This window comes from Kluyvera intermedia (assembly GCF_034424175.1).
In the GTDB taxonomy this organism is placed as follows: domain Bacteria; phylum Pseudomonadota; class Gammaproteobacteria; order Enterobacterales; family Enterobacteriaceae; genus Kluyvera; species Kluyvera intermedia.
Genome location: NZ_CP139986.1, coordinates 2,154,183 through 2,167,743, shown reverse-complemented (window position 1 = coordinate 2,167,743; position 13,561 = coordinate 2,154,183). Strand labels below are relative to the sequence as shown.

At 56.3% G+C, this 13,561-nt stretch carries 15 protein-coding genes; 1 reads left to right on the top strand and 14 read right to left on the bottom strand.

The features are described from left to right. Positions 1 to 71: 71 nt before the first annotated feature. The 14 genes from catA to U0026_RS10470 form a co-directional block, all read right to left on the bottom strand. Positions 72 to 998, bottom strand: coding sequence for a catechol 1,2-dioxygenase (gene catA / locus U0026_RS10535; protein WP_062776283.1), 927 nt, complete (start codon positions 996 to 998; stop codon positions 72 to 74). A gap of 36 nt (positions 999 to 1,034) precedes the next feature. Next, positions 1,035 to 1,316 carry a muconolactone Delta-isomerase gene (gene catC, locus U0026_RS10530; RefSeq protein WP_062776281.1) on the bottom strand — a complete coding sequence of 94 codons (282 nt, stop codon included), beginning with the start codon at positions 1,314 to 1,316 and terminating at the stop codon, positions 1,035 to 1,037. 11 nt (positions 1,317 to 1,327) lie between these two features. Next, the gene (locus U0026_RS10525) at positions 1,328 to 2,440 is read right to left on the bottom strand and encodes a muconate/chloromuconate family cycloisomerase (RefSeq protein WP_062776279.1); all 1,113 of its coding nucleotides are present in this window, start codon (positions 2,438 to 2,440) and stop codon (positions 1,328 to 1,330) included. Further along, a complete protein-coding gene (locus tag U0026_RS10520) occupies positions 2,427 to 3,707 on the bottom strand; it encodes an MFS transporter (protein ID WP_062776308.1) in 1,281 nt (426 codons plus the stop codon). Before U0026_RS10520 ends, U0026_RS10525 begins: the two co-directional genes overlap by 14 nt. An 84-nt stretch (positions 3,708 to 3,791) precedes the next feature. After that, complete coding sequence (locus U0026_RS10515; protein ID WP_062776277.1) at positions 3,792 to 4,280, bottom strand: flavin reductase; 489 nt, start codon at positions 4,278 to 4,280, stop codon at positions 3,792 to 3,794. Between the two features lie 10 nt (positions 4,281 to 4,290). Next, positions 4,291 to 5,223 (bottom strand): PDR/VanB family oxidoreductase, encoded by a 933-nt coding sequence (locus U0026_RS10510; protein ID WP_062776276.1) that lies wholly within the window; start codon positions 5,221 to 5,223, stop codon positions 4,291 to 4,293. Between the two features lie 10 nt (positions 5,224 to 5,233). Then, a complete protein-coding gene (locus tag U0026_RS10505; RefSeq protein WP_062776274.1) occupies positions 5,234 to 5,968 on the bottom strand; it encodes an SDR family NAD(P)-dependent oxidoreductase in 735 nt (244 codons plus the stop codon). 10 nt (positions 5,969 to 5,978) lie between these two features. Further along, positions 5,979 to 6,461, bottom strand: coding sequence for an aromatic-ring-hydroxylating dioxygenase subunit beta (locus tag U0026_RS10500; protein ID WP_062776273.1), 483 nt, complete (start codon positions 6,459 to 6,461; stop codon positions 5,979 to 5,981). Continuing rightward, a complete protein-coding gene (locus U0026_RS10495; RefSeq protein WP_082806316.1) occupies positions 6,462 to 7,772 on the bottom strand; it encodes an aromatic ring-hydroxylating oxygenase subunit alpha in 1,311 nt (436 codons plus the stop codon). After that, on the bottom strand, positions 7,762 to 8,313 hold the full coding sequence (locus U0026_RS10490) for a nuclear transport factor 2 family protein (protein WP_062776271.1): 552 nt from the start codon (positions 8,311 to 8,313) through the stop codon (positions 7,762 to 7,764). Before U0026_RS10490 ends, U0026_RS10495 begins: the two co-directional genes overlap by 11 nt. Before the next feature lie 11 nt (positions 8,314 to 8,324). Continuing rightward, positions 8,325 to 8,684: a hypothetical protein gene (locus tag U0026_RS10485; RefSeq protein WP_062776269.1), complete on the bottom strand. Its 360-nt coding sequence runs from the start codon at positions 8,682 to 8,684 to the stop codon at positions 8,325 to 8,327. 22 nt (positions 8,685 to 8,706) lie between these two features. Then, on the bottom strand, positions 8,707 to 9,834 hold the full coding sequence (locus tag U0026_RS10480; protein ID WP_062776267.1) for an acyl-CoA dehydrogenase family protein: 1,128 nt from the start codon (positions 9,832 to 9,834) through the stop codon (positions 8,707 to 8,709). Between the two features lie 102 nt (positions 9,835 to 9,936). Next, a complete protein-coding gene (locus U0026_RS10475; RefSeq protein ID WP_062776266.1) occupies positions 9,937 to 11,061 on the bottom strand; it encodes an amidase in 1,125 nt (374 codons plus the stop codon). Positions 11,062 to 11,394: 333 nt separating this feature from the next. Beyond that, positions 11,395 to 11,868 (bottom strand): MarR family winged helix-turn-helix transcriptional regulator, encoded by a 474-nt coding sequence (locus U0026_RS10470; protein ID WP_062776264.1) that lies wholly within the window; start codon positions 11,866 to 11,868, stop codon positions 11,395 to 11,397. Positions 11,869 to 12,125: 257 nt separating this feature from the next. Here U0026_RS10470 and hpaX point away from each other — a divergent pair, with 257 nt between their 5' ends. Then, entirely contained in the window at positions 12,126 to 13,523 is a 1,398-nt protein-coding gene (hpaX, locus tag U0026_RS10465; RefSeq protein ID WP_062776262.1) for a 4-hydroxyphenylacetate permease, read from the top strand. Positions 13,524 to 13,561 lie beyond the last annotated feature (38 nt).

The following is a 13,561-nucleotide window of genomic DNA, read 5'->3' as shown; positions in this document are numbered from 1 at the left end:
GTAACCTAATACACCGCATCGTAGCCCGGGCAAGGCGTTTACGCCGCCCCCGGGGTTATACGTGCAATCGTTTATTCCATCACGCGGGCGCGTTTAATACGCGTCTCTTCCTCGGTTTGCGCAGAATCCACCAGCGTAAAGTTAAAACCCACCTCGGTATGCGGCTGATTAATTTTACGTTCCTGCGAAAGCGCATCGTCGGTAACTTTAATCGGGTCGGCAATCAACTCTTCGCGGGTGGCAAAGGCGAAATCGTCCCACAGGTAGGCATCACCGTTGAGGTTAATTTGCGTGGTCAGATGCTTATAACCTGGCGCTGACACAAAGAAATGCACGTGCGCCGGGCGATTACCGTGGCGGCCTAATGCGGTCAGCAGTTTCTGCGTTGGGCCATCCGGCGGGCAGCCGTAGCCGCACGGCACAATGCTGCGCGCCGCGTAACGCCCGTCAACACCGGTTTTAATACGACGGCGCAGATGGTATTCACTTTGTGATTGGTCAAAGAAGGAGTATCCCCCGAGAGTATTGGCGTGCCAGATATCCACAATCGCCCCGGCGACCGGGTTGCCTTGCATATCCGTCACTTGCCCATGCAACCACATCGGCTCACCCGGTTCTTGGCCATCATCCATCCGCGCATACTGCTGACTCAGCGGTGCACCCGCCACGTACAGCGGCCCTTCAATTGTGCGCGGCGTACCGACGTCATTGCCAGCAGCAGCCTCTTTTTCATCGGCGCGCATATCCAGATAATGTTCAAGCCCCAGACCCGCTGCCAGCAGCGCAGATTCTTTGCGCTCGCCCAGTTCGTTTAAGTAATTCACCGCCAGCCAGAACTCTTCATCGCTGATATCAAATTTCTTAATGGTCTGGCACAGATCGCTCAACACCTGATGCATAATCGCTTTGAAACGATCGTTGCCCAGCTCGGAATTTAAGCCACTGCTGATCGCCAATAACGATTCCAGTTCGGTCTGTTTGGTTGGATTCACTGACATTGCATATTCCTCTTTTTTGTAGGGTAAGGTTTATTGTTATGAGTTCACTGATGAGGGATGTCGGCACAGCGGCTGTACTGAAATCGCCATAAACGGATACAGCGGCAGCGCGGTTAAAATGTCGTGCAGCTCCTGATTATCGGCGACATCAAAAATGCTGACATTGGCGTACAGCCCCGCCACGCGCCAGATATGCAGCCATTTGCCTTCTCGCTGGAGGCGTTGTGAATAGGCTTTTTCTTCGGCTTTAATGGCATCGGCTTGTTCTTTGGGCAGTGACGCCGGGATATTGACGGTCATTTCAACTCTAAACAGCATGCAGATGTCCTCTATTTTCTGGCGTAGAAACGCAATTTATCGCAGTCGATCTCAATGCCCAGCCCCGACCCTTGCGGCACAGAAACTTGCCCCTGGTTAAAGCTAAGCGGCGTCACCACGATGTCGTCTTTTAACAGCAGCGGGCCGAACATTTCGGTGCCCCACTGCATTTTGATCGTTGACCAGGCATGCAGCGATGCCACCGTCCCTAGCGTGCCCTCCAGCATGGTGCCGCCATACAGCGCCACGCCTGCCGCCTGGGCAACGTGCGCCAGTTTTAGTGCCTGCGCCGGGCCACCCGCTTTGGCTATCTTCAGCGCATACGCACCGCTAAAACCGCCGCTTGCCAGCGCATAACCGTCATGACTGGTGGCGACCGCTTCATCGGCGAGAATCGGCACGTTGAAACGCTGGCTGAGGGCGATAAGTCCCTGCCGGTCCCATAACGGGATTGGCTGCTCAATAAGATCAATGCCGCCATCCTGAAGTGCGCTCATTCCTTTAACGGCGGTGGTGAAATCCCACGCCTGATTCACGTCAACGCGCACGCTGACCGATTCGCCCAGCGCCGCTTTAATGGCCAGCGCATGGCAAATATCGGTTTCCAGCGATCGGGCACCAATTTTCAGTTTGAAGGTATCGTGGCGGCCTTCCGCCAGCAGACGTTTCCCTTCGTCGATATCGTTATCGGTATCACCGCTTGCCAGCGTCCACAGCACGGGTAGCCGCGTCGCAATTGCACCACCCAACAGGGAGCTGACCGGCAGCCCCAGCCGTTTGCCCTGCGCATCCAGAAACGCCGTTTCCAGCGCAGATTTCGCAAAGGTATTGCCCTTCACGCTGGCATTCATCGTCTCGGCAAGCGCCGCAACGCCGCTGAAGGTCTGCCCGCACAACAGCGGCGACAAATAGGTTTCAATCGCTAACTTCATAGCCTCCGGGCTTTCAGCCCCGTAGCTGAGGCCGCCAATGGTGGTACCCTCGCCCCAGCCCACGACGCCCTCAGCGCACTGCATACGCACAATCATCAGGGTCTGGCAGCCCATCGTTGCCATCGACAGCTTGTGCGGGCGTACGGTGGGAATATCCACCAGCCAACAGGCCAGTGATTCAATCGTTAACATCTGTCGCTCCTGCTTTTATCGGTTTTGATTGGGTTGACGGCAGGCTACGTAGCGCAATCCACGCCAGCAGCGCGTAGGCCATAAGCAACAGTGACACCGGCCACGAGGCGTCAAACGCCATCAGTAGCGCCACCGCCAGCATTGGCCCGAGACCGCCGGAGAAAATTGAGCCGACTTCATGTCCCAACGCCAGTCCGGAGTAGCGCACGCGTACCGGAAAAAGATCGCTCATGATGCACGGCTGGGTGCCGATCATCGCGCCATGACACACCGGCAGCCCGAGGAACATCGCCAGCATAATGAAGCCGTATTGGCCGGTAGAGAGTAGCCAGAAGAACGGGAATGCCATCACCAGCAGACCAATCACACCGATGTAGTACACCGGCTTTAAGCCAATGCGGTCGGACAGCGCGCCCCAGAAGAGAATCGAGAAGAACTCAATCAGCATCGCCAGCGTCACCGCGCTAATGATCTCCCCGGTGCCAATGCCGATATGTTTGGCGTACACCACCGAGAAGGTGAAGAAGATATACGACGCGCCGTTTTCTGGCAGGCGCAGCGCAATGGCCTGCATCAACGCTTTCGGGTGTTCACGAACCAGTACCAGCAGCGGAATGGCTTCGTGCTTGTCTTCCGGTTTCGTCTGAGTAAACGCTTTGCTTTCACGGATATTTTTACGGATATAGACGCCCACCAGGAAGATGACGATGCTCAGTAAAAACGGCACGCGCCAGCCCCAGCTGAGAAAGTCACTTTCCGGCAACTGCTGTACCAGATAGAAAGCGAAAGCCGATAATACGAAACCACCGGAAACGCCCATCTGGCTCCATGCGGTGTAAAAGCCACGACGCGACGCTGGCGCGTTTTCACTGAGCATTAACACGCCGCCGCCCCACTCACCGCCGGAGGCGACACCTTGTAAAAACCGTAACGTAATCAGAGAAACCGGGGCCCAAAGGCCAATCTGCGCATAGGTCGGCAGCAGGCCAATCACAAAGGTGGTGGCCCCCATAAGTGTCAGGGTCATAATCAGCGTCATTTTGCGGCTGTAACGATCGCCAATATGACCAAACACAATGCCGCCCAATGGACGCGCTAGAAACCCGACCGCAAAGCCGGAAAACGCCAGTAATGTGCCCTGTAGCGGGTCACCGCCGACCGGGAAAAACAGCGGACCAAATACCAGCGCGGCGGCGGTGCCATAGAGGAAAAAGTCATACCACTCCAGCGCATTACCCAGCACGGAGGCTATCACCAGCTTGCGCATTTGCTGCGCATCCTGGCGGGGTTCGCGGGATGTGACGGCGGTTTGTGAAACGACATTGCTCATCCGGCAGTCCTCTTCTTATCGTTAGGCTTCATGACCTACTGCATGGTAGCCACGGTTGAAATAGACCAATCCGCGCGGCTGCTCGCTGATGCGAATTGCCTGCACCCGGCAGTAAAAAACGGAGTGGCTGCCGACTTCATGACAGTCGCTAATCAAGCAGTCGAAGCTGGCCACTGACGAGCTAAGTACCGGCGCGCCGCTGGTTAATACCTGCCAGCGGTCGTGGCAAAAACGCTCTTCTGACCGCAGACTGGCATTAGCAAATACGCCAGATAACGCCTGGTGATCGCTGGAGAGCACGTTGACGCACAGCGCACCGTTTTGCTTAAAGTGCGCATGGGCGAACGAGTTACGGTTCATACACACCAATAGGGTTGGCGGCTGGTCAGTCACGCTACAGACAGCGGAGGCGGTAAAGCCAAACTTGCCCGCCGGGCCGTCGGTGGTAATGACGGACACCGCGCTACCCAGTTGCGCCATCGCGTTACGAAATTCGGTTTGCAGAGTCATAAAAGATTCCTCAAAGATCGATAATCAGACGGGCGCTTTTTGCCCGGGAACAACACAGCAGGATCTGATCGCCATCGGCCTTCTCTTCGTCGGTCAGATAGTGGTCACGATGGTCTGGCTCACCTTCCAGCACATTGGTCAGGCAGCTACCGCAAATCCCCTGTTTACAAGAGACACAGACCTTCAGACCCGCCAACGCCAGCGCTTCCACGATGGTCTGGTTGGCGGCGACCTGTACGGTGATGCCGCTGGCAGCCGCTACCACTTCAAACGGTTGGCCGCTGGTTTCAACTTCGGCGCTAAAGCACTCCTGGTGGATCTGTTCCGGCGAATAACCGTGGGCCTTTGCCCGTTCGCTAACCGCATCCATCAGCCGTGCCGGGCCGCAGGTATAAACGTGCGTACCGTTCGGGACATCGCACAGCACCGCATCAAGGTTGATTCGCTGTTCATCGCTAAAGTGCAGATGCACCTGCGGCGCATAGGCGCAGACTTCAAGCTGCGGCATAAATGCCGCCTGGTGGCGGCTTCGTGCGCAGTAATGCAGAGTGAACGAACGCCCGGCGCTGTGCAGTTCTGCCGCCATCGCCAGCATCGGCGTGATGCCGATACCGCCGCCAATCAGCAGGCTATGGCTGCCCTGTTGTGCAAGCGTAAACAGGTTGCGCGGCTCGCTAGCCTGAATCACGTCACCTTCATGCAACGCATGGGCCGCCAGCGATCCGCCTTTCGATTGGCTATCCTTCAACACACCTAGCTGATAGTGATGACGTTCGTGCGGGTCGCTGCACAGGGAATACGGACGGATCAGGTCGCCCGGCAAATGGAGATCGATATGCGCCCCGGCGCTAAAGGCCGGCAATGTAAGTCCGTCAGGATGTTCCAGCGTCAGCAGCACCACATCGCCCTGCAATTCGCGACGCGTTATTTTGAGTGTCAGCATTTCGCCCCCCTTAACGCATAAACAGTCCGCCGTTGATGTCCCAGGTTGCCCCGGTGACAAACGACGCCTGTTGAGAGGCCAGCAGCGCCACCGCGTGGGCGACGAATTCCGCCTCGCCGAGTTGGCCTACGGGGATCATTTGCAGCAGGCCGGCCATCTTCTCTTCCGGGACCAGCGCATGAACGGTGGGCAAATCCATTGGCCCCGGTGCGATGGCATTCACCGTGACGCCGGATTTTGCCAGCTCGCGAGCGAAGACTTTGGTCAGCGTCAGGATGCCGCCCTTTGACGCCGCATAGTGCGCGCCGGACGCGGTTCCACCGTTTTGTCCTGCTAGCGACGCCAGGTTGATAATGCGACCGTAGCCACGGCGGGCAAAATAGCGCCCCATCGTCTGACAGCCGACAAAGGTGCCACGCAGGTTGGTGGAAATGACCCGGTCAAACTCCTCAACGTTGATGTCCATCACCGGCGTTGCTAACGTCAGCGCGGCGTTGTTTACCAGCACCTGTAAACTGCCGAAACGTTCAAGGGTGGCGGTTAATGCGCGGTCAAAATCTTCCGGCTGACGAATATCCAGCCCCAATGCCAGTACACGCTCGTTATCAAAATGCGCGGCGGCGGCTTGCGCACGGGCGGCATCCACATCGGTTAAGACAACCTGGAAACCTTGTGCCAGCAGATGCGTGGCAATCACATTCCCAAGCCCAGATGCCGCGCCGGTAACTAATACGGTTTGCGTCATGAACGACTCCTTAAAGGATGTAGCCGATGCTGTGCAGCACATCGTCGCTGTTAACCAGACGGATCACTTTCTGGGTGATTCGCCAGCCGCTCTCCTGCGGTTGCAGGTGCCAGGTAATGTCGGCAGCGTAGTGACGGCTGTGGCCTTTACGGTGTTCCCACAATGACTGCGCGCCACGCACCACCACCTCTGTATCTCCCGATTCCAGCAGGCGAAAGCGCGAAAGCGTGCGCAGGGTTCTGGCGCGTGGCGTGGTGGAAATGGACTCACCGCTGTAAAGACGTTTCACCCGTTTTGCGCGCATCTCATGGTCGTCGCAGGCGTAGTTGAGCGTATTTTTAAAGTCGGTTTCCTGCGGGTCGATTGGCACCACATACAGGCCGTCGTGCTGCCAGAGATTAAGCCAGGCATCAAACTCGCCCTGGTCGAGGAGATCGCCTTCAAGGTTGATAACCGCAATCGCGTTAAACAGTACTGATTCTGCGTTGGTCATTTATTCCATCTCCGTCATCAGTTTTTTCCACTGCTGATAAGCCGCACGCATGCCGGTTTCGGCGCTGACGTCGCTGCGCAGACCATCGTCGGTACGGTATTCACCGGCCAGGCCTCGATTGAGCATGATCCACAGATCCTCTCCGGCCGTGGCCCCGCGCTGTACGCGCTCCCACGCTTCTGAATCGTCCGGCGTACCGAAGCCCATCGGCCCCTGGAAGTGTTCATGCAGGCGTAAACGCGCCTGATTAGCGATTTCCGGGCCGCCGTCCATGGTGATCACCGCGTGGTGAATTTCGGTTTCGTTAACCGACAGCGGTTGCAGGACGCGGAAGAACGCCATCGAGCAGGCGATGTTGGGGAAAATATTGAGGTTAAAGCCGGAACCGCCAACGGCGCGCACAATACGACGCACCTTCTCTTCGTCGCGATCGGCGCGCAACGCGTCCGCCAGCTCGCTGAAACGCTCCGGGATAGGCGCGTCAAGATTGGCCTCCAGATCCACCAGTTCCGGGATCATCACCATCACGCTGTGGCCGTTACCGAGGTCTTCGACATAGCCGCTACCGTCGACAAAGTTGAGCATCTCTTCGGTCTGCTTATCGACCGAGCTTAAAAACGAGCGGTGTACCACCGGGAAGTGATAGCCGTCGGTGGTGTTCTCAAGCTGGATTTTCCAGTTGCCGGGGAAGCGGAAACGGTGTGCCGGGCCGGTTTTTATCGGGTAGCCCGCGCCCTGCTTCATAAACAGATCCATCCACTTTTTCGCCGCGCCAAGGAAATCTTCCAGCGGTTCAATGTGCTCGTTGAAGGTGGCGAAGATCATGCCCGCATACTGTTCAGTACGCAGCGAGACCAGTCCCAGCGCGCCCTTCTCCAGTTGGTCGGCATAGCTTTCCGGGTGCGGCACGCCGCGCAGGCTGCCGTCCAGCGCGTAGCCCCAGCCGTGATACGGGCAGACAAAGCTGTTGGTTTTGCCGCTGCGATGTTCGCAAACGGTGGCGGCGCGGTGGCGACAACGGTTAAGCAGCGTATGTACCGTACCTTTGCGATCGCGCACCACAATCACCGGTTGGGTGGCAATTTCGGTGGTTTTAAAGCTGCCGGTTTCCGGGATCTCGCTGGCATGCGCTACCCACACCCAGGTTTTGCCGAAGACACGATCCAGTTCGAGCGTAAACAGCTCTTCAGAGGTGTACAGCGAGGTGTGTACCCTGTCGTGTTGCACCAGCGAGGCAATCTCTTCGCGGCTCGGCGCGGTTGGCATCGTGGTATCGATATTTTTCACATTAATGATGTGATCACACTGCATGTCCATTCTCCTGGCCGTCTTCGACGGTCTGATGGTTTTCCGGTACCGGGAGTACATCCTCGGCGTGCCAGTGGCTGACGGGGCGGCTAAACAGGTTGCGGGTGGTAAAATGGTGCATCACCATCTCGCCTGCTTCGCGGCGAAAAAGGACGTTGAGTTCAGCGGCATTCAGGTGTGCCCCGCCCGCACTGAAGGCTGAGGTTTGCAGCATCAACCAGCGGCCCTGAAGCTCACCGCTGGCGCTCAGACTCAGCGCTTCGGAACATAGAAAGTGCGCATTCATGGCGAAATGGGCTGGCTTGCGCACGTATCCCGCCATCATGGCCACAATCGCCGGACGCCCAATATGACGTCCCAGACGCGCGGCGTAAGGTTCACCCACACCTTCCCAGCAGGCATCCACGCTGAACAGTGCGCCAATGGCATGCACGGTTTCGTCATCATCGAGGCGGTCGCACAGATGCATATAGTGACTAATGCATACCCGCGCAGCCTGCTGGTCTTCGAGCTGCTGTAGACGCAGCGCATCCTGAGAAGTCATGGCGCGCTCCGTTAGCCCTGAATGATCAGTTCGCGCCCAACGCGGGCTTCGATTTTGCAGTACTTCCACAGCTTGCTGTCGCTGTTGCCAACCGGCGTGGTCCGGAACAGGTTGCAGACGGCGGCGACGTTTTCCAGCGCCTGAGCGTCAGCCAGTACATAAGTGGTCCACGGCGCTGAGGTAGAGGGACCGACCATCAACTGGTCGTCATCCATATTGCCAATCACGGTAATACCTGGCGTTTCATCGATGCCTTTCATCATCACACCGAAAGCCGCCCACACTTGTTTAGCCTCCGCCGCGCTGGCATCGAAAAAGTTCTGGTTCACGCCGATACAAAACAGCACGCGTAAGGTTTTTGGCTGGCTCATTTATTGCTCCTTAATGAAAAAATCACAGGTAACCAGGCTGCGGTTTACCGCCGAAAAAGACGGTGCCTGCGTTGAGATATGAGAGATCGCCCATAAAGGCATGCTGAGTAATCACCATCGTGTCGCGGACATAGCGCTGTAGCGGGCTGGTCATGGTGACGCCGCCCATCCCGTTGAGCGCCAGCGCTTGACGTGCCACCTCGGCGGCAACGCGGGTCACATGGGTTGACGACAAACGTAAAGCGTTAATCTGTTCGCAACTGGGATCGTCACCGCTTAGCAAGCGCTGCCACACATCGTCAATGGCGTCGTAGAACCAGGCGCGTGCGGAGCGCAGGTCGGCTTCGCAGCGGGCAATTTGCATCTGCGCCTGCGGGCGGTCGGCCAGACGTGGCGCGCCGGTCACCGACTGCTGGCGATGGGCAATTGCATAGATTTCGTTCAGAGCGGCACGGGCCACGCCGAGTGCCACTACCGATAGCACCTGGGTCGCCAATGACAGCACCGGATAGCGGTACAGCGGCCCTTCCAGATTGAGCGCGCCGCCACGAATAAAGGTCCACTCATGGGGCACGAAAACATCGTCCACCAGCAAATCGTGGCTGCCGGTTCCCGCAAGCCCGACCGTGTTCCATACCGGATCAATTTGTACGCTGGCTCGCGGCAATACCGCCATGCGCGGCAGGGGTTGCTCACCGTCTGGCAAGATCCCGACGCCTAATACCGAGGCGCCCATGCTGCCGCTGGCAAAACTCCAGCGCCCGCTAACGCGGTAACCACCGTCGGCCTGATGGGCCTTTTGGGTGGGGAAAATGCCGCCCGCAAAAACCACGTCTGGGCCATTTCGATAGAGTTCTTTTAATGTATCGACGGGCAGCGCGCCGAGATAAAACGGGCTCATGCCAAAGCTTGCGACCCAGCCTGCGGAACCGTCCGCCGTGGCAATCTGTTCAATCAGCTCGCAAAACTGCGCCGGTGAACATTCATCGCCACCGTAGATTTTCGGCACTAGCGCGCGGTAGACGCCGACCTGCTGAAAACGGCTGATAATGTCGTCAGAAATATGACGTTGATGCTCAAAATCTTCGCTTCGGGCCGCAACTTCACTCAACAGCGGATCTAGCGCTTCACGGGTAGGGACGGCAGACATGGCGTTCTCCGGGTTGTGGTCGCGGCCAATCGTCAGGCGAGTGCAGCCGCAATGAGTCGAACTCACTGAGTCATTGGGAATACAAGAAAAGCGGGCTTGTTGTTAGTGACGTCGTCGCGTCGTGAGCCACTCGGCGGCCTGCACCAGCAAGCCTTCGGCACCTTTGCGGGCAACCAGCTGTAGGGCTATTGGACGGCCACTGTGCTCACCTGCGGGTAGCGTTATTGCCGGGTGGCCGCTGAGATTGAACGGACGCACCAGTCGGGTCAGGTTAACCACGCTTAGCGGATCGTTAGCCTCAACCAGCGTCGGGGGCAGTTCGGGTAAGGTTGCCAGCGCCAGCAGCGGCGTTTTCGCCAGCAGCGCATCAACATCTGCGGTAAAACGCTGACGGACTTGTTCGGCATCATCAAGCGCTTTTGCCGTGACGATTTCACCGCTACGTATGCGCGTGGCAACATCAGCGGAAACGGCACCGGTCGCTAACAGTGGATTAAACGCCAGCCAGTTTTCATGGCTAATAATGGTAATTCCTGCCAGATGAGCATCGGTAAGGGTTAACAATTCGGCACGCTGTGGATGAACGCCCACACCGGCGAGAAACGTCAGCAGCTGCGCATCTATTTCCGGCAGCGCGGCGGCGATAAACGTGATTTCTGGCAAGGTGTCCAGCGGTGCATCAACTGGAACATCAAGGCGGTTCAACGCCTGACGCAATACGTCAGCAGAACGTGCAAAGATACCGACGCAATCAAGCGAACTGTCGGCGGGCATCACGCCCTGACGGCTTAATACGCCGTAGCCGGGTTTCAACCCGAGAATACCGCAGCAGGCGGCGGGCATACGCACCGATCCACCGGTATCGGTGCCCAGCGAAAAATCGACCTCGCCGGAGGCCACAACCGCAGCCGATCCGCTTGAGGAGCCGCCGGGAATTAACGTGGGATAAAGCGGATTCACTGGCGTGCCGCCCCAGGCATTAATCCCGGTGACGCCAAACGCCAGTTCATGAAGCGTGGTTTTACCGTTTAACACGCAGCCGTTTTCCAGCAGTGTCTCGACGATAGTTGCGTGATGCTGTACAACCAGCGTGTCCACCAGCGCCGGACACCCAGCCAGCGTACGGTATCCCGCCACGTCCAACGTATCTTTGACGGCAAAACTCAGGTCGCCCTCGCCGAGGGTAAACCGTTCAACAAACCCATTGCTCTCGTAAACTGGCTGCATGATTAACACCTTGACCAGAAATAATGAATCATATTCAGGTAAGCAGTCGATGCTGCTTTTTTGTCCTGACTAGCGTTAAATCAATACTGGCAAATTTAGATGAATATTCAAGTAATATTTCACGTTAATTTTACTGCGATATAACAACTCATTAACCTTTGTGTTGGCAGGGTTACTAATGCAGTTTGATGAAATATAAAGCAAAACAGGGCATAGAGGTGGGTACAGCCACCGGATACAACCCCGACAGCTGAGTTTGAAAAGAGTTTTATTTACAGAGGGTTAAGATTAAAATCTACGCACGTCACAATTTTGTCATTGTGTCGGGTTGCCTCATAATTCATTGAGGTTATCGAGGACTTTCGACAGCGACTGGTTCATTTTTTCGACCTGGCTGACGCTCATTCCCTTGAAACCCTTGTCGAAAATCTTGCCCACTAACGGCATCGCTTCCGCCACTTTCTGCTTCCCGGCATCGGTGAGCATCACCACCGTGACCCGCGCGTCGCGCTCGCTGCTGGCAGTTGTCACCAGGCCATCATCACGCAGGCGGCCAACGATTTTGGTCACGGTCGGCATTTTTGCCAGCGCATACTCAGAGATTTGCGAAATGCTCGCTTCGCCGTACTGGTGAGTAATCATCAGCACGCGAAATCGCGAGACGTCGAGGGCAATCTTTTTCAGGGCTATTTCGACAGTCTGGGTGTAACGCGCGTAGACGTTAACAATCCAGTAGAACGGAAACTCTTCACGGTGAAACTCGGTCTCGTCAGACCGATCGTCCGATATGTTTTTTGAATGACGCATGCGTTTCCTTACCCCAGAATGCAACAGATTTTTCGATTATACCCTGTGTCTGAACGCCCGTCCCGACGCTGTTATTCCCCATCTACCCTACGCTGGCTGATTTACGCGACGCAGATCGCATTATGATTCACAAATGCCAATTACATAACAAATTCGTATCATTTTTCACACATAAAATTGACAGCTGTGATGGCTATTTTCTATACGTTAGCAGCCTGTACGACACTCATACTAATAAACACAATGTGGAGCTTTTCATGAACGATAGCCCTTCTACGGAGCAGACCCGCTCCGGGGCACAAGCCCCAACGCCTCTGAATCCCCGCCAACAGGCGGTCATCAACAAACTTTTCCGCCGATTAGTCGTTTTTTTATTTGTGCTGTTTGTCTTCTCCTACCTCGACCGTATCAATATTGGCTTTGCCGGCCTGACGATGGGCAAAGATTTAGGCTTAACCAGCACCATGTTTGGCCTGGCAACTACGCTGTTTTATGTGATGTACGTGGTATGTGGCATTCCGAGTAACGTCATGCTGACTATCGTCGGCGCACGGCGCTGGATTGCGATACTGATGATAGTCTGGGGGATTGCCTCCACGGCAACCTTGTTTGCTACCGGGCCGAACAGTCTGTATGCCCTGCGAATGCTGGTCGGGATTGCAGAGGCGGGCTTCCTGCCGGGCTTGTTGTATTACATGACCTACTGGTTCCCGGCGCATTATCGCGCCCGGGCCAATGCGTTGTTTATGATTGCCATGCCGGTGACAATGGCGCTGGGGTCGCTGGCTTCCGGCTACATTCTGAATATGGACGGCATGCTTAACCTGAAAGGCTGGCAGTGGCTGTTCTTGCTGGAAGGTTTCCCGTCGGTGTTACTGGGGTTAGTGGTCTGGTTCTGGCTGGATGACAGTCCGTCCACCGCTAAATGGCTGACCGATGACGATAAAGCCTGCCTGAACGAAATGCTGGAAGCGGACAAACTGAGCGCATTGCAAACCCAAAGCGTGATTGCTAGCGCGTCTGTGGGGCAAAAAAGTATCCTGAGCGAATTGTTCACGCCGGTGATTATTCTCTACACCCTCGCCTATTTTTGCCTGACCAATACGCTGAGCGCGTTAAGCGTCTGGACTCCGCTGATTCTGCGCAGTTTTAACGCCGAAAGCAGCAATGTGACGATTGGTTTACTGAGCGCTATTCCGCAGGTCTGTACCATCATCGGTATGATCTGGTGGAGTAAGCGTTCTGACCACCACAACGAACGCAAGCTGCATACCCTGCTCCCGTATCTGTTCGCAGCCGCCGGTTGGATGTTGACCGCCACCAGCGACAATCCGCAATTGCAATTTACCGGCATCGTGATGGCCTCGATGGGTGCGTTTGCGGCGATGGTTATCTTCTGGACAACGCCGGATAGAGTGATGTCGCTGCGCGCCCGAGCATTGGGGATTGCGGTGATAAACGGCACTGGCATGACCGGCGCGGCGCTGGGGCCTTTGTTGATGGGGTGGATGAAGGATGTAACCGGCAGCTTTAATGCGGGGATCTTTATGGTCGCCGGATTCCTGGTGCTGGGGGCGATTATCGTCGCGTTTATTCCGATGAAGGCGGTGGTGAAGCCAGTTGCTAACGCTGGCGTTTCCCCAGAGTCGGCGTAACGGATCATCAATACAATTCGTAGGCCGGATGGCGCTGC